The organism is Asticcacaulis sp. P4_H10, from assembly GCF_056400965.1.
The window spans coordinates 1-19,760 of sequence record NZ_JBFUKH010000013.1; the positions used below are offsets into that span (position 1 = coordinate 1).

Consider the following 19,760-nt stretch of genomic DNA (forward strand, 5'->3'; position numbering starts at 1 on the left):
ACGTCCTGGCTGATTCGCATTTGCAGGCGCGTGAATTCTGGACGGGCGGCGACGTGCGCGAACCGTCGCGCTTTGCGACTGTCTATGGAGGTCCCGCGGCTGCCAGGCCGGAGGTCCGTAGGTCGCAGCGCAGCGGCCCCCTTGCCGGTGTCCGTGTCCTCGACTTCTCCTGGGCGCTGGTTGGCTCGATGACGACCAAGACCCTGGGTGACCTCGGTGCAGACGTCATCAAGGTCGAGTCCCGCACGCGGCCGTGCCTGACGCGGCTGGATGTTCAGGTGTCGGCGTCCCAGCCCGGCAATTTCAACGACAAGCCATGGTTTGCGCATCTCAATACCTCCAAGCGCTCACTGGCGCTGGATATGAAGAGACCGGAATCGCGTGAAATCCTGGACCCGCTGATCGCGTGGGCCGATGTCGTGGTCGAAAACTTCTCACCCGGCACGATGGCCAAGCTGGGTCTGGACTATGCCGAGCTGTCGCGCCGTAACCCCGGCGTGATCATGGTTTCGGGCAGCGTCTTCGGCCAGACCGGGCCGCTGGCGTCCGAATGGGGCGTTGATGGCACCGGTGGAGCCCTCTCGGGGCGGACCTTCCTGACCGGCTGGCCGGACCGCGACCCTGTCATTCCCGGCGCCGTGCCCTATGGCGATGTCATTGTTCCCTATGTCATGGCGGCTATGGCGTCCGCCGCGCTGGCCCGCCGGAAAGAGACCGGGCAGGGCTGCCATATCGATGCCTCCATGTATGAAATCTGCGTCCAGCAGATGCGCGACGAAATCCTGGCGGCCCAGACGGGGGCGCCGCCTAAACGCCAGGGCAATGACGAAGCCGGAGTCTTCTGGCAGGCAGTTTTGCCAGCCAGGGGCGAAGACAGGTGGATTGCCGTCTCCGCCGCCACCCAGGCGGAATTCGAGCGGCTGAGTGCTCTGGCGGATGGATCGCTGGAAGTCTGGACGGCGAAGCATGATGCGCACGACCTGGCGCAGGCGCTGCAGGCGCAGGGTTTTGCCGCGGCGCCGGTGCAGGACATTGAAGACCTCATGGAACGCGATCCGCAGGTTACCGTGCGCGGTTCGCTGACACCAATCGAACACGCGCATCTTGGTGTCTTCGGTCACGTCCGGACGCCCCTCATCCTGTCGCGCGACGTCTTCGCGCCTTTCCGTGCTCCCGATATTGGTGAGCACAATCGCGATATCGCCCTCGATGTATCCGGTGTTACGGCCGGGCGTTTCGAGGAACTGCAAGCGCTTGGAGTATTCAAATGAGTGTCGAGACGGGCCAAAGAAGCCGCAAGGACCTGGCGGCGACCAGCGCCGCCACCGCCTATCAAAAGGCGTTCGGCGTCGAACTGAAACGCCGGGTCGTTGATGACGGTGAGCCCTTTGTCGTTGCACAGGCCGATACCCCGCACGAAATCTTTCACGCCATGGATATCGCTCTGGTCACCAATCAGTGGTGGTCAGCCTATATTTCCGCCAAACAACTGTCGGGGCGCTATTTCGACACCATGGTCGAACGCGGCTACCCGGCCAACAGTTGTAAGTACTGTTCGCTGGGGCTGGCCTGTACGCTGGCCAACGATCCGAAGAGCGCGCCGTGGGGCGGCTTGCCCAAACCGGCCCTGCTGGTGGCGCGCCTGACCTGCGACTGCATCCAGCACGTCTTCCAGCAGTGGGCGCAGGCGCTCGGCACCGAGTTCTTTCCGATCGAGGCGCCGGCGTGGGAACACAAGGAGGCCGACTGGTTCCGCCACTCCCAGACAAAGTGGGAGCGGGTGTATCAGCCCGACCGCATCCAGCTCCTGGTCGAGGAAATGAAGGACCTGATCGCCGTGCTCGAAAACCGCACGGGGCGTCGCTTCGATGAAGCCAAGTTCCATCATCTGATGGAACGGATCAACGAGCAGGAAGGCTATATTGCGGAGGCGGCGGAAATGATTGGCGCGGCGCGGCCATGCCCGGTATCGATCGCCGACCAGATGCCCAACACCATGATCCCGCAATGGCATCGTGGCTCGGACTGGGCCGTCGATCACGCCCGCCGGTTCCGCGATGAGGTGGCCGAGCGTGTAAAGGCCGGCATCGGCGCCGCCGCCAACGAACGCATCCGTCTCATGTGGATCGGCGCCGGTGTGTGGCACGATCCGGGCTTCTACCAGGCGCTCGAAGACCGGCTTGGGGCCGTGTTCGTCTGGTCGATGTACATGCCGTTCGCCGGCCCGCAATATATTCGCGCTTTGGATGGCCGCGACATGCACGCCCTGTCCTCGCGCGTCTGCTCGATGAACGAGGTGCTGCACCTGCCGCCGTGGATGAACGGATGGATGACGGCCGAAGCCAAGCGCTGCGGGATCGATGCGGCAATCGTTCTGGTGCCACCGGACAATCGCCTGTCGCAATCGGGTACGCGCCTGACCGCTGAAGCCCTCGAACAGGCAGGCATACCGGTACTGGCGCTGGACGGCGACATGGTCGATGCCAAGAGCTGGAACCACGATCACATGGTTGCCCAGGTCGCCGATTTCCTGGCGCAGCGCAGCTGTATAAGGGGAGACGCCGCATGAAACGCCGCGCCTTCCTTATGGGCGGCATGGCCCTGGCTGGATGTTCCCGGCCGGTGTCCCCAGGTGTCACACACCTGACCTATGCCACGCCCTATTCACCGGCGCACCCTTTCAGCCGCGCCGACCAGACCTGGATGAAATTTGTCGCGGAACGTTCCGGCGGCAGCCTGAATGTGCGCCCACTGTGGTCCGGATCACTGCTGTCGTCCGACCAGTCGATGGAGGAGTTGCGTCATGGCGTCGCCGATATCGGCCTGATCACCCCGATCTATGTCAAGGGCGGCGCCCATCTGCTGCGCATTCAGGCGGGTTTCTACAGTGGTGTGCGCACGATCGAAAATCAGGTCGCGCTCTATCGCTGTATGGAGAAGTCCACCCGTCAATTCGATCATGAACTGAAGGGGCTCAAGGTTCTGGCCGTCCAGGGCGGCAATATGCCGTCGCTGATCACGCGCAACCATCCGATCAAGTCGCTGGCCGACCTGAAGGGGCTTCGCGTGCGCGTGCCGTCGGAGTTGTCGGAGGTCATCAGGGAACTGGGCGCCGATCCTGTAAACATGCCGATGGGCGAGGTCTATTCCGCTCTGGCCAAGGGGATTATCGACGGCGTCGTGGCGCCCGGCGATACCTTCCGTGCCCTGCATTTCTCCGAAGTCGCGCGCTATTACTGGCCGCTGGAGATTTCGCGCGGCGCCTATCCGGCCCGCGCCATGACATTGACGCGTTTCGAAACCCTGCAACCGACGCAACGTGACGTCCTAGAAGAGGGCATTGCCGTCTGGGAAGCGGCCCTGGCGACCGAAATCCGCAAGGCCCAGGCTGCGGGTTTGAAGGCGGCGACGGAGGCCGGGGTCACAACCTTTCCTGTTTCACCGCAGGACCAGAGCCAGTTTGACGCCCTCTATCTCAAGATCGCGGAACGCAATGCCGACCATCTGAAGCGCTACGGCATTGACGGCACCACTGTTTTCAAGGCCAGCCGGGACAGTCTGAGCCCGGACGGCCATATCTCCTGCCCTGTGAGCCATTCGACATGAGCCAACCCCTCGCCGGAATCGTTGTTGCGGACTTCAGCCACGTCATGGCCGGTCCCTATGCGTCCCACCTGCTGCGGCTCCTCGGCGCCGAAGTCATCAAGATCGAGACGCCCGGCCGAGGCGACGCCATGCGTTACTACGGCGCGGACCGCAATTATGACGGCATGGCGCCGGCCTTCATTGCCGTCAATGCCGGCAAGAAGTCGATTACCCTCGATCTCAAGGACCCTGAGCAGCTTGAGGTCGCGCGCCGTCTCGTCAAGCGCAGCCACGTCCTGCTCGAAAACTTCCGCCCCGGCGTCATGGAGCGTCTGGGGCTGGGCTATGAGGCGGTCAAGGCCATCAACCCGGACCTCGTCTATTGTTCGGTGTCGGGCTACGGCCAATCGGGTACGATGCGCGACTGGCCGGCCATCGACAACATCGTCCAGGCGACCAGCGGCATGATGAGCCTGGGCGGCGAACCGGGGGATCCACCGACGCGCGTCGGCTTTCCGGCCGTCGACACCCTGACAGGCCAGACTGCGGCTTTTGCCATCATGGCGGCGCTGATGCGCCAGGCGCGCGGCGAGGGCGGCGATTTCATCGACGTCGCCATGTTCGATGCGTCGCTGGCCTTTATGACGTCGGCGATCACGCCTTATCTCGTCACCGGCACGCCTTTAATGCGCACCGGCAATACCGGCTATTCAGGCCAGCCAACGGCGGCGCTTTTCGAGGCAGGCGACGGGCGGCAGATATCGCTGGGTGTCGTGCAGGAAAACCAGTTCCGCGCCTTGGCGAAACATATCGGCCGCGAAGTCTGGCTGACGGATCCGCGTTACGCGACCCCCGATCTGCGCCGCGCACACACAGCCGAATTGCAGGCCGACCTCGGCCAGGCGCTCAAGGCCAGGCCCGCCGCCCAATGGGAAGCAGAAATGAGCGCCGCCGGCATTCCCTGCGGCATGGTTCGCGGTGTCGACGAGGCCGCCGCCTTGCCACACCTGAAGGACCGCGACGCCCTGTTGCCGATCCGGATACCGGGTCTGCCGAACACCGAAGAGGTCAGTGTGGTCAATGCCGGTTTCCGCATGGCTGTCGATGGGCCTTTTGTTGCCGATGCGCCGCCGCGCCTTGGTGAGCATAATGAAGAGGTTCTGCGCTGGCTGGGTTACGGAAGCGGCGAGATCGCGACGCTGACGGGCGCGGACAGGGCAGCCTGACAGCCGGAAGAGGGAGTAAAGCAGATGCCTGACATCGGCGATCGGGTTTATCGCAAGGTATGGTGGCGCCTTGTCCTGTTGCTGACGATGCTCATCGTCCTGAGCTCGATCGACCGGGTCAATGTCAGCTTTGCCGCCCTGCACATGAATGACGACCTTGGCATCGACAAGGTTGTCTACGGCCAGGGCGTTTCGCTGTTTTTCGTCGGCTATCTGCTGTTTCAGTTCCCAAGCATCTGGCTGTATCGCAAGCTGGGCATGCGGCTGTGGACGGCAATTACCGTCGTCAGCTGGGGCGCGATCGCGGCCGCCATGGCTTTTATTGAAACGCGGGAACAGTTCTTTGTCCTGCGTTTTTTGCTTGGGGCGGCGGAGTCCGGGTTCGCGCCGGGCGTGGTATCCTTCGTATCGCGCTGGATGCCCCAGGCGTATCGTGGCCGGGCACTGGGCTTCACCCTGCTGGCTGTGCCGGCGTCGGTCATAATCGGTGGCCCCCTGTCGGGCCTGTTGATGCAGATCACCTGGCTGGACCTGCCCGGCTGGCGATGGATGTACTTCCTGGAAGGTGTGCCAACCATTCTCCTCGGTCTGTTCGCCTTTGCGTGGCTCACTGACCATGTGGCCAAGGCGCGCTGGCTGAGTGATGAAGAGAAGGCGTGGATTATCGCCGAGACCGATCGCGAACGTGCCGCCGTCGGGCCCATCGCCGACCTGTCAGTTCCGAAATTGTTGTTGCAACCGCGTCTCTGGGCACTGGCCGCCTTGTGGTTCGCGCTTCTGACCGGATCGAACGCCCTGATTTTCTGGCTACCGCAAACCTTGAAATCGCTGACAGGTTTCGACGCTGTCACCATAGGCTGGATCAGCGCACTGCCGTGGATTGGACTGGGTCTGGGCATGTTCGTCAATGCCCGTCTGTCCGATCGCGCCAGGGAGCGCGTCTGGCACAGCGCCATTCCTGCCGTGGCGGCGGCTGGCTTTCTTGTGGTTGCCATTTCTGTCGGAGCGGGACCGGCGGCCCTTATATGTCTGGTATCCGGCGCTGTTGCGCTCGGTGCGTCTCAGTCGGTGTTCTGGACTCTGCCGGCGCGGGTGTTCGCCGGATCGCCGTTTGCCATTACCACGATCAATCTGTGCGGCAATCTGAGCGGTGTGCTAACGCCCCTGGCCATCGGCGCCATCCTGCAGCAAAGCGGCTCGGTCCACCTGGCCGTCTTCGCAGTGGCGGCGATCCTGATTGCGGGCGCGGTCATCCTCGTCACAACGGTGGCCGGGCATCTGCGCAACGCGAAGGAAGCTTGAGCGATGCGTTTGCTTATGCCCATAGTCGTGCTGGGTCTTGTGGGTATCGGCCTGACGGCAGCGATGAGCGGGGTCGACTATGGCCCGGAATGGTGGGCGCCGGGCGACGGCAGGACCTTCCCCGTCAAGGCCGATTATGCCAATGCCGAAGGTGAGCTGCGTGTTCTCCTCGAAGGCGGCGCCATCGAGACCAGGGACCACGCCTTTTTCACGCCGCAGGGACCGGATGGCCGGGCCTGCGTCACCTGCCACCAGCCAGCCGATGGCATGGCGCTGTCGGCGAAAACGGCGCTCAGGCGCTGGGACGAGACCGGCGGCAAGGATCCCCTGTTCGCCAGCTATGACGGGGCTAACTGCCCGACCTTGCCGCAAGGGCTGCGCGCATCGCATTCGCTGTTGCTCGATCATGGCCTGATCCGCATCCAGCGCCCCTGGCCACCGAAGCAATGGGACGGACGCCCGGTCACGCCCGACTTCACGATCGAGGTGGTGCGCGATCCCTGGGGCTGCGAAACCGGCAAGGTCTACGGTTTGAAGGCCGGCAATATCTCGGTCTATCGTCGCCCGCGCTCCGTCGCCAACCTGAAATACGCCTTGTCGGCGGGTTTTGCCTACGATCCCAAGGAAGGCATGGCCCTGCGCAAGGACGCGCATGGCGGCTGGATTGGCGGCAACTTGATGGCCGATGGTCGCTCGGACACATTGGACGACCAGATGGTCGAGGCGGGGCAGACCCACCTGCGCCTGACCGCCGCCATGAGCGACGCCGAACGCGCCCAGATCGTCGATTTCGAAAAGCGGGTCTTTACCGCCCAACAGACCAGCCGCAAGGGCGGCTGGCTGGACGGGGCCGGCGCAACGGGCGGGCCCCAGGCTCTGTTGGATGGCAAGGCCGGCCGTCTCGGCAGCATCGGCACGCCGGTGTGGAGCGAATTTGCCGCCTGGGAGAAGGCTTCGGACGGTACGGAAGAGCAGAAGGCCTGGCGTCAGTCCGTGGCGCGCGGGGCGAAAGTGTTTCGTGACCGGACTTTCCTGATCGACAACAGCGCCGGCATTACCTCCCCGATAGGCTTCGGCAATCCGGTGCGCAATTCCTGCGTCTTCTGCCATAATATGAGCCAGACCGGCATGGACGTTGCGCCGGGCCAGGTCGATATCGGCACCTTGATCGAGACCTATGCCGAGCCAGCGCCGCATCTGCCCCTTTTCCGGATCACCTGCAAAAAGCCGCACCGAAACCATGGCCGCGTCATCCTGACGACCGATCCGGGTTTCGCGCTGACGACGGGGCGCTGCGCAGATATCGGCCGGGTTACCATCCAGAATATGCGCGGCATGGCTGGTCGTGCGCCGTACTTCTCCAATGGCTCGGCGCGTGACGCTGCGGGTGTGGTCGATTTCTACGATCGCCGCTATCGCATCGGCTACACCGCTCAGGAGCGCCAGGACCTGATCAACCTGTTGAACGCGTTATGAAGACGGCTTTTTGGGCGCTCATGTTTTTCGCAAGCGGCGCGGCGGCGCAGGAGGTGCGCTTCGTCGCTTGCCCGATGTACCGCGATACCGACCAAGGGCGGAAATCCGGCTGCTGGCTGGTGCGCGATCCGGCCAGTGGCGTGACCTACGATGTTTCCGGCGCGCCCTCACTGCCCGACTGGCAGCACGGCGTTCTGGTCGAAGGGCGGGTGTCAGCCGGCGCGGATGCCTGCGGCGGCACGATCATGGACCCGGTCAGGGTTTCTGTGCTGGACGACATGACATGTGTGGGCCGGATATTGCCGGCGGAAGGCTATAAGGGGCGCAAGTTCGCCTTGCCGAAGACGGTGTTCAAGCCGCTGTACCTGCCCGCCGAGCCGGTGGCCGGGCCGTTTGTGGCGCGGACCTTCCGTCTCTATTTCGAGCACGGCAGCGCCTTCTTTACCTACCAGTCGACGGACTTCTACATGAATGAAGCAGCTGAATGGCTGGTGGCGGCGAAGCCCAGACGAATTGTCATCACCGGATATGCAGCAAGCCGTGCTGAGGTCGTGTCCGGACAGCGCATTCATGAATACAAGGCTCTGGCAAAAGAACGCGCGGAACGCACAGCACTCTGGTTGACGCGGATGGGTATCGACCGGAAACGGATCGTCATCAGGACTTCGGGGCACCCAAAACCGATTGCAGACGCCACTGTTGGCAATCTGACCGAGCCGTCCTTGCGGCGCGTGGAGATCCAGGCCGAGTTTTAGTTACGCGCTCTCGCGCGCGACGAGACTGAAACCGACATCGACCAGGTTCGAGGTGAGTGGCCGGCCCTCGGCGCGTTGGCGCAGCATGGCGATGGCTTCGCGGGCAATCCGTTTACCGTCGATATCGACCGAGGTAATGGTCGGGCGCATTTCACCGGCGATCGCGGCGTTGCCAAAGCCGATAACCGCCAGGTCCTCCGGGACCTTCAACCCATGCGTGGCGGCTTCGACGATCATGCCCTGCGCCAGAAGGTCCGTTCCGCACACCACGACGTCGGGGCGCGTTTCCAGCCGGTTCATGCGGGCAAAGGTGCCGCGCGCATGACCATACTTGACCGGCAGATCAACAATATCCTCAGTCGGTGCGGCGCCGCCCAAGGCTTCCCACGCGCGCACCAGCCCGTCCCGGCGCCGGTGCGCCCGGCCGGAATTGCTGGTGACCAGGTGCGGTCGGCAATAGCCACGCATATGCAGGAAGCGGGCGATCTCCTCGCCGATCGCTTCGTGGGAAAACCCGATCGCGATGTCGATGGGGTCTTGCGGCAGGTCCCAGATCTCGATGACGCTGGTGTTCGATTTGTGGAGCAAATCACGCAGGTCAGGCGTAACCTCGCTGGTCAGGATGACGGCGGCGGCGCGGCGCGACAAGGCGGCGGTCACCAGTTCGTGCGTTTTCTCCATCTGCAGGCCGGTAATCCCCAGCATCACCACGTGCTGCGATGCCGCCAGTTCGGTGACCATGGCTTCTATGGTATCGCTGAACACCGTGCTGGTCAGATGCGGGATCAGGACAGCGACCAGATCGCTTTTCTGTGTTGCCAACGATCCGGCAACGAGGTTCGGCACGTAGCCAATTGTGTCGATGGCGCTCTGGATGCGTTGCGCTGTCTTTGCGGCGACCACGGACGGCTTGTTGATATAGCGCGATACGGTCGAGGTCGAGACGCCGGCGCGCAGGGCGACGTCGTCCAGGGTCTGATTGCGCTGGTCGAGTTTCATGTGTGTTTGATATCATGCCCGACAAACAGTGCAAGCGCTGCTCAGCTACGCAATAGGCGGCGTCTGTCCCCGCACAGGATGAAGACCAAGGCCGTCACGCTGCATACGCAGGCGCTTAATGGCAAGAGCGCAATGTCACCCGTCCAGTGCTGCCCGACGAAACCGGCCAGACATGAGCCCAGCATCGCCGTGACCACGCCCTGCAGAGAGGCTGCCGTTCCTGCGACCGCACCATTGGGTTCCATAGACAGGGCATTGAAATTGGCAGTGCACAGGCTCATGGCCATCATGGTCAGGCCTTGCAAGACGATAAAGCTGATCAGGGTTTCATGGCCGGTGATCGCCCAGACCATATGGACGAAGGCCACGACGATAAAAACGAGCAATGCGGTGTGTGAGATGCGCCGCACGCCCAGGCGTTCAACCAAAGTGGCGTTGAACACGGAACCCGCAGCCATGCCCAGGGCGCACACGGCGAAAACCGGCGCCAGCCACTGGGGCTTGGCAAAGACATCGTGGAAGATCTGTGGCATCAGCGAGACGTAGGCGAGCATGGTCGACAGCATGCAGCCGACGGCCAGGGTGTAGACCACGCTGACCGGCTGGGTCAGGACAAACAGACCGACGCTGCGCAGGCGGCCGAGATTGGGACGATGACGCTTGTCTTGCGGATGCGTTTCCGGCAACCGCAGCCACATCCAGGCGCAGATCGCCGCGGCCAGAATGCCAATGAACAGAAAAATGGCCTGCCAGGGCAGGGCCAGCAGCACCAGTTGGCCGAGGCTCGGCGCCAGAATGGGCACGGCCAGGAAGATGACATAGCTGGTCGACATGACCCGGGCCATGCGGTTGCCCGAATACAGATCACGAATGACGGCGCGCGTCACGATGCTGGCCGAAGCGGCGCACATGCCCTGTAGCAGCCGCAGGGTCAGCAAAAGCGGCAAGGTGGTCGCGAAGGTTGTTGCCGCCATCAGCGCAGCAAACAGGCCGATGCCGATCAAGAGCATGCGTTTGCGCCCCAGCCAGTCGGACATTACGCCGAAGACCAGTTGCCCCAGCCCGTGGCCGAAGAAAAAGATGGCCACGACCCATTGCAGGTGATTGGCGTTGCCGACCTGCAATGAGCGGCCGATCTCAGGCAGGGCCGGCAGCATGGCGTCGATTCCCAGCGCCGTCATCGCCATGAGACACGACACCAGGGCGACGAACTCCGGAAATGGCAGGGCTTCGGCAGGCGTGTCGTTCATCAGGAAATCCGGGCGAAAAGAAAATGCAAGCCCTTGCATAAATTGCTATGCCATATATTGTTCTAAATTATAACTAATTATCAAGGGTGTATTGTGGAGCCTTGCGTTATTCTGGCGGTAGGCGATATCGCGCCGGATCGTCCCGATCCGGACACCAGTTATGATGCTGTGCGCGACCGTCTCTCCGCCGCAGACCTGACCCTGGCGCAGCTCGAAACCACCTTTGCCGCCAAGGGCTTGCGTCTGCCCCAGGCGCGCCACGCCGTGCTGGCGCCGGTGGGAGGCGCAGGCGCCGTGGCCCGGGCCGGGATCGACGTTATTTCCATGGCCGGAAACCACTGTCTCGACTGGGGCAGCGAGGCAATGCTGGAGTGCATCGGCCACCTCGAGGGGCAGGGCGTGGCAGTTGTCGGTGCGGGCTCAGATATCGCCGCGGCGCGCAAGCCGGTTGTTCGCACCCTTCGCGACGGCAGCCGTGTGGCGGTGTTGGCTTACAGTTCCATCCTGCCCCAGGCCTACTGGGCGGACGAGCGCCGTGCCGGATGTGCACCGATGCGCGCCCATACCCTCTACGAACAGATCGAGCACGACCAGCCTGGGACGCCGGCGCGTATCCACACCTTTGCCCATCGCGGTGACCTCGCCGCGCTCGAAAGCGACATCCGTGCCGCCAAGGCGGTCGCCGATGTGGTGGTCGTGTCGCTGCACTGGGGCATACATTTCGTCCGGGCGGTCATTGCCGATTACCAGCGGGAGGTCGCCAAGGCGGCCATCGCCGCCGGCGCCGATGCCATATTCGGTCACCACGCCCATATCCTGAAAGGGATCGAGGTGATCGAGGGCAAGCCCGTCTTTCATTCGCTATGCAATTTCGCCTGCGACCTGCGCATGGACGAAGCCCACGCCAATTCCAAGAGCTTCAAGGAAATCCAGACCCTGGCCGAGGACTGGGTGCCCGACTTCGACAGCCTCTATAACTTCCCGAAGGCCTCGGCGCTGTCGATGGTGGCGCGGCTTGATATCAGCGCGGGCAAGGTCGTGCGCGCCGGGTTTTATCCGGTCCATATCGGACGCGATGCCGTTCCGCGCTGTGTGACGCCGGACGATGACCACTTCACGGAAACTGTCGACTATATGCGGGCGGTGACGGCCGAGGCTGGACTGAACGGCGTGTACGATATCGAAGATGATCTTGTCGTTGTGAGAGGCATCGGATGAAAACCCTGCGCTGGACCCTGCCGCTGGAGATGACTGTCGCCTTTTACTTGGTGGCCTATATCCCGAACATTATCCTGACAAAGCTGGCGACGACCCAGTCCGCGGCGGCGTTCGGCCGGCCGCTAAGCGGCCTGGAAACCATGCCGTCGACCCTGATTATCAATATGGCGCTGACCCTGATGTTCATCTGGATATCCGGCTGGCATCGTGACGCTCACGGTTTGCAGGCCGGTCCGGTCCGGATACCCGTCCCGACGTTTTACACCTTCCTGTCGGGTATCGGTACGTCTCTCGTCCTGTTCACCGTGCCGCTATCCTTTACCCTCGAAGGCATAAGCATCCCCTTTATTCAGCTGCTGATGCGGGGTGACATCCTGATCATTGCGCCGGTCGTCGACCTGATGTTCGGCCGCAAGGTGAAGTGGTGGAGCTGGGCCGCCCTGGTGATGGTCTGCATTGCCCTGTTCATCGTCGTCAATGCGCGCGGCAACCTGCACCTGTCGCCATTGGCCATTGCGACGGTCGTTCTTTACACGATCGGTTATTTCCTGCGCCTTGCCGTGATGACCAAGATTTCCAAGAGCGGCGATGAGGCGTCGGTGCGGCGGTATTTCGTCGAGGAGAAGATCATCGCCCTGCCGATGTCCATCCTGGCGCTGTATCTGCTGGCCGCCAGCGGCATTAGCAAGCAGGCCGACCAGCTGGCGAATGGCTTCATCAAGGTATGGGCCGATCCGGTCATCTGGAAGCTGGCCGCCAATGGCTTGCTGCTGACGGTCATTTCGGTGCTGGCGGCGGTTATCCTGCTCGACAAGCGTGAGAACAGCTACTGCGTACCGCTTGAGCGGTCAGCGTCTCTTCTGGCGGGCATTATCGCCGCTCTGGTCATGGCCTGGGTCTGGGGCCTGCCGCACCCGACCAACGCCGAACTGACCGGCGCAGGCATTCTGATCGCCGCCATCTTCCTGTTGGCTTTGGCACCGCGCTTTGCCAAGGCGAAGCCGTGACCCTGTCCGACCAGATCTGCCGGCACATTGCCGAAACGCGCTATTCTGACCTGCCGGAAAGCGCCCGTCATGCAACGCGCCGTTTTTTGCTCGACGGCACAGGCGTGATGCTGGCCGCCAGCGGTTTGTGTCCCGAAATTAAAGCCTTCGTCGCCATGGCGCGGGCGCAAGGAGAAGGGGCGTGTGCGATCCTGGGCCACGGCACAGCAACGGCGCCTTTTGCCGCTTTGGCTAACGGCGCCATGGCACACGCGATCGATTTCGAAGACGCCTATGACGCGGTGCCACTTCACCCCAATGCTTCGGCGATCCCCGCTGCCCTGGCCATGATTCAGGCTGGCGATCCTGTTTCGGGTGCGGAGCTGATTACCGCGCTGACGATCGGTTGCGACCTTGTCTGCCGGCTCGGTCACAGTCTGAAGCGCCCCCTGGAAGAGGGGGGGTGGTATCCGCCCATGTTGCTGGGGGCTGTCGGTGCGGTGGCTGTGGCGGCACGCCTCGTCAAACTCGACGCCAGGCAAACGCGTGATGCCTTGTCCATCATGCTCTGCCAGTTAGGCGCTCCCGGTGAAATCCGCCACAGCCGGGAGACCACTCTGCGCGCGGTCCGCGAAGCCTTTCCAGCGCAATTGGCCGTAACCTCAGCTTTACTGGCACGCGAAGGCATTGTTGGCTTCGAACAGCCGCTGGAAGGGCAGGGGGGCTTTTTCAACCTCTATGCTGGCGGCCATTATGACGCCGCGCCCTTGCTGGACGACCTGGGCGCACACTGGTACGGCGAGCAGATCAGCTTCAAGCCCTGGCCCGCGTGCCGTGGCACCCATACGGCGATTGAGCTGGCATTACGCCTGAAGGCGGGTCACGGTCTGGACGTTCGCGACATCGCGTCTATTCAGGTCATGTGCGGCGAGGTCCAGCATATGCTGATAGACCCGCTGCCTCGCAAACAGGCACCGGCAACGGCGATTGACGCCAAGTTCAGCCTGCCGTTTACCGTTGCCGCTGCCCTAGTAAGAGATGGTATAACTTTAAACGCGTTCGATGCCGCCAGTCTGTCCGATCCTGACATTCTGGCGCTCGCTGCCAGGATTACACCGCTCGACCGTCCGGATTGGGGCCGCGACCGCGCCACCGCCGGCGGGATCGTCATAACGCTCATTGATGGGCAGGTATTGTCAGCCGAAGAGCACCAGGCGCTTGGCCATCCTTCGCGCCCGTTAAGCGATGACGATCTTGTCGCAAAGTTCACCGCCTGCGTACAGCGCGCCGCCCGTCCACTGCCGCCAGAGGACGCGCAGCGCCTGGCCGGACGCATTCTGACGCTTGATGACTGCCGCGATGCCGGCGCTATTTTTCGACTTTGAGGATCACCTATGGATGATTTCGATCCGCTCCGCCCCGAAACGCTGGAGACGCCGTATGAAGACTACAGGCGTCTGCGCGCCGGGTGCCCGGTGGCGCACACCAGCGCGTGGGGTGGCTTCTGGGCGTTGACGCGTCATACCGACGTCGCCATGGCGGCGGCCGACTACACCCTTTTCACCACGACCGTGCAAAACGTGGTGCCGAAGGTGGCGACGACCGGCCGCCGGCCGCCGCTTCACCTCGATCCACCGGAGCACACCCCTTATCGCCGCGCCATCAATCGCGTCCTGGTTGAACGCCGGGTGGAGTCGCTGCGGCCGTTTATCGCTGGTGTCTGCGACGACCTGATCGACGGCATGCTGGCCAAGGGCGGCGGCGATATCTGCGCCGACTTCGCGTCTGTCCTGCCGATCCGCGTCTTTGCCGAATGGATGAACCTGCCGCACGACGATCAGCTGTGGCTGGCCGATGTCGCACGCACTTTCGGGTCGGCTGTTCAGTCTGCAGATCAGGCGGCCACGCAAGCGAGCAGCCTGCAACTTTACGACATGGCGCGGGGGCTACTGGAAAACCGGAAGGCATCGCCGCTGCATCCCGATGAGGACGTCACCTCCGCCCTCCTTGCAGCGCGTGTTGATGGCCAGCCCCTGCCGGATGAACTTATCCTGGGTACCATCCGCCAGGTGCTGGTCGTCGGCATCATCGCGCCACAGGTTGTATTTGGCTCGGCCGTCGTCCATCTCTGCCGCCATCTCGATCTTCAGGACAGGCTGCGGACTGAGCCGGCGCTGATTCCGGCGGCTATGGAAGAGTTCCTGCGCCTCTACACGCCCTATCGTGGCTTTGCCCGGACGCCGACGCGTGACGTTACCCTGCATGGTGTGACGATACCACAGGACGCGCCGGTCGCGCTGATCTATGCTTCGGCCAATCGCGATGAAACGGTGTTCGAAGACGCCGAGACCTTCCGGCTGGATCGTCCGAACATCAAGGATTCTCTCGCCTTTGGGCGTGGCCCACACACCTGTCCGGGCGCTGGCCTGGCGCGACTGGAGCTGAGTATCGCGCTCGAAAGGTTGCTGGCAAAAACGTCGTCCATTGCCATCGCCGGAGATGTCGTGCCGACCCGCATGCCAGAGATCGGGACATTGGTGGCGCCGGTAAGACTGGAGCCCAGACGATAAAAAAAGCCGGATGGCACGAAGGCCATCCGGCTAGGAAGGGGGATCCTCTAGGGAAGGTCAGCACCCGATGCATGTTGCCAGACACCGGGAGCCGTATCGGCAGGTCGAAGAAAACTACCCGCCGAACTTGAAGACGGCGCGGACACCATAGGTTCGTGGTGCGCCGTAAATGATGCCGCCGTCAGCGGACGACGATGACTGGATCTGCGAGGCGATATAGACCTCGTCGTTCAGGTTGCTGACATAGCCTTCCAGGAGCCAGGAACGATTGATGTCCCAGGTCAGGCGAGCGTCGATGACGTCGCGGGCAGGCACGATGGTGTTCACGCTTGGGAAGGGGGTCGCGGTTTGTTCAGTGACGTGCGACCATTGCAGGCGGGGCGTCAGGCTCATATCGCCCGGCAGGCTGAATTCGTACTGCATCCCACCATTGATCGTCCATTTGGGCGAGAAGGGCAGGACACGGCCCTCCGGAACGAAGCGCAGGTTGGTCGGGCAGCCCGCATCCGTACCCGGCGCATTGGTGTCCGAGATACAGGCGTTTTCGGAGAACTTGGCATCGAGATAGCCCGCGCCGACGGTAAAGCTGAAATTGCCGAAATTGCCGATCAGCTCCACTTCCGCGCCCTGCGATTCCCCCGAAGTCGCGTTCTGGGTCGTCGGCAGGGTACCGACCAGGCTCGACAGCTGGATGTCGCGATAATCGGACATGTAGACGTCGGCATTGACGCGCAGGCGATTGCTGAACAGCTTAGTTTTGAAGCCCAGCTCGGTGACGAAGTTGGTTTCGGGGCCAAAGTTCGGCGTGTTGGGCGTCAAATTGACGCCGCCGGCCTTATAGCCTTTCGAGCCCGACAGATAGACAAGCGACCCGCCGGTCGTGTGATAGTTGACGGCGAACTTGCCCGTCGATTCTGACGATTCCGCCTCGGCTACGACCGGGGTCGCCAGCAAGGGGCCGCCGGCTGCGTAACGGGTATAGACCTGGGTGTCGGTCGAGTTGCGCAGACCCAGCAGCAGTTCCCAGTTGGGCGTCACCTTCCAGGTCGCCTGGCCGAAAATCGACTCTGAAGTATTGACTGCAAAGGCCTTGGTTGTGGCCGTGACTGTGCTGACATAGTCGATATGGTTGTTGTCGCGCTGTTGCAGCAGGTCGATGTCTTCGTTCATGCGGAACGCGCCCACCACCCATTGCAGCGGCGAGTCATTCGTCGAAATCAGGTTGATTTCATGGATCGTCGTGGCGGTGAGCTGATAGGCATTCGACACCCGGCCGGTATTGCCCGCGGGCGGACGCGGCGGGCGGGTATCGGTCCGGTCGCCGTCGGCCTGGTCCCGGTTCCAGCCGCGCTGGAACGAACCGAGATAACGGAGTTGCATGCCATCTGTAAGGGCGTGGCGCACTTCAAGAGAAGCGCGGTTGCCGTTCTGGTTCATGTAGGAAAAGGCGTCTTCCTGGATCTCGAACGGATCGCTTGAAACCGTGTCGCCACGGCGCTTGACCGCATTGTTGTCGGTTTTCAGGTCGAACCATTCGAGCCGCAGATTGAACTTGGTCCGATCGTCGCTGGAACGGATGGCCAGGTTGCTGCGCACCGAGCTCAGGTCGCTGTTTCCGGGATGGCTCAGAGCCTTACTCGAAATGTTGGTGCTATAGCTGTCGCGCTGATCCATCACAGCGGCGACGCGCAGGGCGACATTCTCTGTAAAGCCGGCGTTCAGGGCGCCGACGAAGCGTTGCTTGCCATAGTCGCCAAGCGTAACATCGAGCTGCCCGCCATAGCTGTTGTACTTGGGCTCAGGCGTGCGGACATAGATGGCGCCACCGGTCGAGTTCTGGCCGGTCAGGGTGCCTTGCGGACCCCGCAGGACTTCGACCGACCCGATATCGTAGAAGCTCTGGCCGATGAACTGCTCATGGGGGATCAACTGGCCGTCGATATAGTAGGCGACGCCCGGGCTTGAGGTCGGTGCCGACTGGGCGATGCCGACGCCGCGGATATTGATGAAGGTCGAGCGGTTGAAGGTGTTGATCGCGACTGACGGCGCCACGGTTTGCAGATCGGCGACATTGCTGACGCCTTTGCGGACGATGTCCCCGGTAATGACGGTGGCAGCGATCGGCACCGTACTGAGGCGCTGGCTCCGGCGCTCTGCGGTGATGACCACTTCTCCGGGATCATTCTTCGTTTCCGAGGCGGATCCGGCAGCGTCTTGCGCCTGAGCCAGAACGGGCAACGAGACCCCCGCCAGGAGCAGGGTGGTCAGGAATTTACAGGGGATTCCCCGCGTCTTGGACGGTTTGGTCATATCTGTTTCCCTTGGCCTGTTGGCGGTTTCCGCCATATAGTTATGTGTAATCATCATTATATGTGATTACGGTTTTCAAGGCATAACGCCGTTCAAGCAGGCGTGCAACGGAAATGCGCGCTTTTTTTGCCGTACGCTTGCATTCGTCAATCCATGATGCAAAACGGCAACTTGCCAACATGAATCAAGTGCGGCGAAATGGAATATAATTATCAAACATAACCATTATTATTGACAGCGGATTGTCGCCGGCAGTACCTGTACGGTAAGGCGAAACAATCGAATTGCCGATGAAAAGACCACAAGCACACAGGGTAGGAATATATATATGAAAGCGCGTTACCCTCGGGGATCATCCGGATTGAAAAGCGCGTCTTTTCTGACTACCGCTTGCATGAGCTTCGCCATGCTGGGCCTGCTTCCCGCCATGGCGGCGGAACCGGCGACTCCGGCGGAATATCTACGCCAGTCGCTTTATGTTCCGGTTCGCGATGGCACGCGGCTCGCGATCAACATCTATCGTCCGGCGGCTGGCGGACAGGTGGTCGCCGGGCCCAAGCCGGTTGTCTTCGTTTTCACGCCCTATCGCGCCCGTTTCAAGGACGACAAGGGCAAGGTGAATGAAACGGTGCTGGACGACAATCTCGGCCTGCGGTCGTTATTGCGCGCCGGCTATGTCGTCGCCGTGGCTGATATCCGGGGCAAGGGGGCGTCATTCGGATCACGTCGTGGCTTCCAGGACCGCACCGAAGCCCAGGACGGCCATGACCTTGTTGAATGGCTGGCGCATCAGCCGTTTTCGACAGGCAATGTCGGCATGATCGGCTGCAGCTATTACGGCGGCACGACCTTCCATACAGCCAGCACAGCGCCGCCCGCATTGAAGGCCGTCTTTATCGGCGCTTCAGATCTCGACAAATACAACTTCGTTCGCGCCGGCGGCATTACCGCGCAGTTCAATACGCGCCCGGATGAGCCCGCTTCAGTCGACCTGGCCAGCCTTCCGGTTGATTCCGATGCGGACGGCAGCCTGCTGCGCCAGGCCGTGGCCGAACACGCGCAAAATACACCGATGGGGCCGCTGTGGTACGGCATGCCCTACCGGGACAGCATCTCGAAATTCACCGGCAACGCCTTCTGGGACGAGGTCGGCGTCTACAACTATCTCGATGCCATCCGCAAAGCCGGAATTGCGACCTACTTCTGGGGCAATTGGCAGGACGAACCGACGGCCCAGACGATCCTCGCCGCTGCCAATCTGAACAGCAAGTTTCTGGGCGGCCCCGGCGGTCACTGTGTCCCGCCGAAAGGGTTCGATTTTGCTGGCGAAATCACCCGTTATTTCGACCATTATCTCAAGGGTGCGGACAACGGTATCGAGAAGACGCCGCGCGCGACTTACTGGGTCGAAGGGCTTGATGGCAAAGGCAAGTACGTCCAGTCGGACAGCTTGCCGGGTGTGAAGTCGACGCCGCTCACCCTGCGTCTCAACAAGGCTGGCGCCAGCACTGGCCTGAGTGCAAAGGCCGGGAAGGCCGGAAGCAATGCCTTCACCGTCGATTACAACCTGCCGCCGCCGGAATACTTCGCCTTCTGGCCGCAGCCTATGGACACACACGGGCAGAGCTATACCGGTGCACCGCTAACCGCGCCGTTGACCCTGATAGGCTCTCCCGTTGCGCAGCTTACCGTTGCGACGAGCCATCCGGACGCCGACCTGTTCGTCTATGTCGACCAGATCGATGCGGCGGGCAAGGCCGAGGTTATGTCCTTTGGCCGCCTGAAGCTGTCACACCGCAAGCTGTCCAAGGCGCCCTACGATACGCTGGGACTGCCGTGGCATTCGGGCAGGTCGGGCGACATCCTGCCGATCGCCGCCGGCGAAAAAGCGAAGGTTTCGATCGCGCTGACGCCGGTGTCGCGGGTCGTGCCTGCGGGGGCACGGCTCCGCCTGACCGTCGCGGGGGCTGACCCGCGGCAGCGCAACCTGAAAGACATTCAGTTGACGCCGGCGCCGGTCATTACCGTCTTCCATGGCGGAAAAGACGCGTCGCGTATCGACCTGCCCGTATCGAAGTAGATC

Annotated in this window: 15 protein-coding genes; 12 read left to right on the plus strand and 3 right to left on the minus strand. The window is 62.3% G+C overall.

The genetic code is table 11. From position 1 onward, the window contains the following. The 7 genes from AC1DON_RS20990 to AC1DON_RS21020 all read left to right on the plus strand — a co-directional run. Positions 1-1,271, plus strand: a 1,271-nt coding sequence (locus tag AC1DON_RS20990; protein ID WP_476936780.1) for a CaiB/BaiF CoA transferase family protein, incomplete at its 5' end; no start/stop codon positions are given. After that, complete coding sequence (locus AC1DON_RS20995; RefSeq protein WP_476936781.1) at positions 1,268-2,569, plus strand: 2-hydroxyacyl-CoA dehydratase subunit D; 1,302 nt, start codon at positions 1,268-1,270, stop codon at positions 2,567-2,569. The genes AC1DON_RS20990 and AC1DON_RS20995, both read left to right, overlap by 4 nt. After that, positions 2,566-3,606: a TRAP transporter substrate-binding protein DctP gene (dctP, locus tag AC1DON_RS21000; RefSeq protein WP_476936782.1), complete on the plus strand. Its 1,041-nt coding sequence runs from the start codon at positions 2,566-2,568 to the stop codon at positions 3,604-3,606. The genes AC1DON_RS20995 and dctP overlap by 4 nt, the downstream gene beginning before the upstream one ends. Then, the gene (locus tag AC1DON_RS21005) at positions 3,603-4,811 is read left to right on the plus strand and encodes a CaiB/BaiF CoA transferase family protein (RefSeq protein ID WP_476936783.1); all 1,209 of its coding nucleotides are present in this window, start codon (positions 3,603-3,605) and stop codon (positions 4,809-4,811) included. The genes dctP and AC1DON_RS21005 overlap by 4 nt, the downstream gene beginning before the upstream one ends. Before the next feature lie 24 nt (positions 4,812-4,835). Continuing rightward, a complete protein-coding gene (locus AC1DON_RS21010) occupies positions 4,836-6,113 on the plus strand; it encodes an MFS transporter (RefSeq protein WP_476936784.1) in 1,278 nt (425 codons plus the stop codon). Positions 6,114-6,116: 3 nt separating this feature from the next. After that, complete coding sequence (locus tag AC1DON_RS21015; RefSeq protein ID WP_476936785.1) at positions 6,117-7,589, plus strand: hypothetical protein; 1,473 nt, start codon at positions 6,117-6,119, stop codon at positions 7,587-7,589. A gap of 20 nt (positions 7,590-7,609) precedes the next feature. Then, complete coding sequence (locus tag AC1DON_RS21020) at positions 7,610-8,344, plus strand: OmpA family protein (RefSeq protein ID WP_476936786.1); 735 nt, start codon at positions 7,610-7,612, stop codon at positions 8,342-8,344. Here the strand turns inward: AC1DON_RS21020 and AC1DON_RS21025 are convergent, their stop codons facing one another. Both AC1DON_RS21025 and AC1DON_RS21030 read right to left on the minus strand, forming a co-directional pair. Then, entirely contained in the window at positions 8,345-9,343 is a 999-nt protein-coding gene (locus AC1DON_RS21025; protein ID WP_476936787.1) for a LacI family DNA-binding transcriptional regulator, read from the minus strand. It abuts the gene before it with no gap. A gap of 41 nt (positions 9,344-9,384) precedes the next feature. Beyond that, a complete protein-coding gene (locus AC1DON_RS21030; protein WP_476936788.1) occupies positions 9,385-10,593 on the minus strand; it encodes a multidrug effflux MFS transporter in 1,209 nt (402 codons plus the stop codon). A gap of 93 nt (positions 10,594-10,686) precedes the next feature. On the opposite strand from AC1DON_RS21030, the gene AC1DON_RS21035 reads away from it, so the two are divergent. Genes AC1DON_RS21035 through AC1DON_RS21050 form a run of 4 tightly spaced genes read left to right on the plus strand, consistent with a single transcriptional unit; the run spans position 10,687 to position 15,367 of the window. Then, positions 10,687-11,811: a CapA family protein gene (locus AC1DON_RS21035; RefSeq protein WP_476936789.1), complete on the plus strand. Its 1,125-nt coding sequence runs from the start codon at positions 10,687-10,689 to the stop codon at positions 11,809-11,811. Then, positions 11,808-12,818 carry a hypothetical protein gene (locus tag AC1DON_RS21040; protein ID WP_476936790.1) on the plus strand — a complete coding sequence of 337 codons (1,011 nt, stop codon included), beginning with the start codon at positions 11,808-11,810 and terminating at the stop codon, positions 12,816-12,818. Before AC1DON_RS21035 ends, AC1DON_RS21040 begins: the two co-directional genes overlap by 4 nt. After that, a complete protein-coding gene (locus AC1DON_RS21045) occupies positions 12,815-14,182 on the plus strand; it encodes an MmgE/PrpD family protein (RefSeq protein WP_476936791.1) in 1,368 nt (455 codons plus the stop codon). The genes AC1DON_RS21040 and AC1DON_RS21045 overlap by 4 nt, the downstream gene beginning before the upstream one ends. A gap of 9 nt (positions 14,183-14,191) precedes the next feature. After that, entirely contained in the window at positions 14,192-15,367 is a 1,176-nt protein-coding gene (locus tag AC1DON_RS21050) for a cytochrome P450 (protein WP_476936792.1), read from the plus strand. Positions 15,368-15,481: 114 nt separating this feature from the next. Here the strand turns inward: AC1DON_RS21050 and AC1DON_RS21055 are convergent, their stop codons facing one another. Further along, positions 15,482-17,677, minus strand: coding sequence for a TonB-dependent receptor (locus tag AC1DON_RS21055; RefSeq protein WP_476936793.1), 2,196 nt, complete (start codon positions 17,675-17,677; stop codon positions 15,482-15,484). A 406-nt stretch (positions 17,678-18,083) separates the two neighbouring features. On the opposite strand from AC1DON_RS21055, the gene AC1DON_RS21060 reads away from it, so the two are divergent. Further along, a complete protein-coding gene (locus AC1DON_RS21060; protein ID WP_476936794.1) occupies positions 18,084-19,757 on the plus strand; it encodes a CocE/NonD family hydrolase in 1,674 nt (557 codons plus the stop codon). Positions 19,758-19,760: the final 3 nt, after the last annotated feature.

Bases quoted from the DNA above. Each gene is read 5' to 3' on its own strand.
- AC1DON_RS20995 (WP_476936781.1), top strand. From the start codon at position 1,268: ATGAGTGTCGAGACGGGCCAAAGAAGCCGCAAGGACCTGGCGGCGACC.
- dctP (WP_476936782.1), top strand. From the start codon at position 2,566: ATGAAACGCCGCGCCTTCCTTATGGGCGGCATGGCCCTGGCTGGATGT.
- AC1DON_RS21050 (WP_476936792.1), top strand. From the start codon at position 14,192: ATGGATGATTTCGATCCGCTCCGCCCCGAAACGCTGGAGACGCCGTAT.
- AC1DON_RS21025 (WP_476936787.1), bottom strand. From the start codon at position 9,343: ATGAAACTCGACCAGCGCAATCAGACCCTGGACGACGTCGCCCTGCGC.
- AC1DON_RS21015 (WP_476936785.1), top strand. From the start codon at position 6,117: ATGCGTTTGCTTATGCCCATAGTCGTGCTGGGTCTTGTGGGTATCGGC.
- AC1DON_RS21040 (WP_476936790.1), top strand. From the start codon at position 11,808: ATGAAAACCCTGCGCTGGACCCTGCCGCTGGAGATGACTGTCGCCTTT.
- AC1DON_RS21055 (WP_476936793.1), bottom strand. From the start codon at position 17,677: ATGACCAAACCGTCCAAGACGCGGGGAATCCCCTGTAAATTCCTGACC.
- AC1DON_RS21020 (WP_476936786.1), top strand. From the start codon at position 7,610: ATGTTTTTCGCAAGCGGCGCGGCGGCGCAGGAGGTGCGCTTCGTCGCT.
- AC1DON_RS21005 (WP_476936783.1), top strand. From the start codon at position 3,603: ATGAGCCAACCCCTCGCCGGAATCGTTGTTGCGGACTTCAGCCACGTC.
- AC1DON_RS21030 (WP_476936788.1), bottom strand. From the start codon at position 10,593: ATGAACGACACGCCTGCCGAAGCCCTGCCATTTCCGGAGTTCGTCGCC.
- AC1DON_RS21060 (WP_476936794.1), top strand. From the start codon at position 18,084: ATGCTGGGCCTGCTTCCCGCCATGGCGGCGGAACCGGCGACTCCGGCG.
- AC1DON_RS21010 (WP_476936784.1), top strand. From the start codon at position 4,836: ATGCCTGACATCGGCGATCGGGTTTATCGCAAGGTATGGTGGCGCCTT.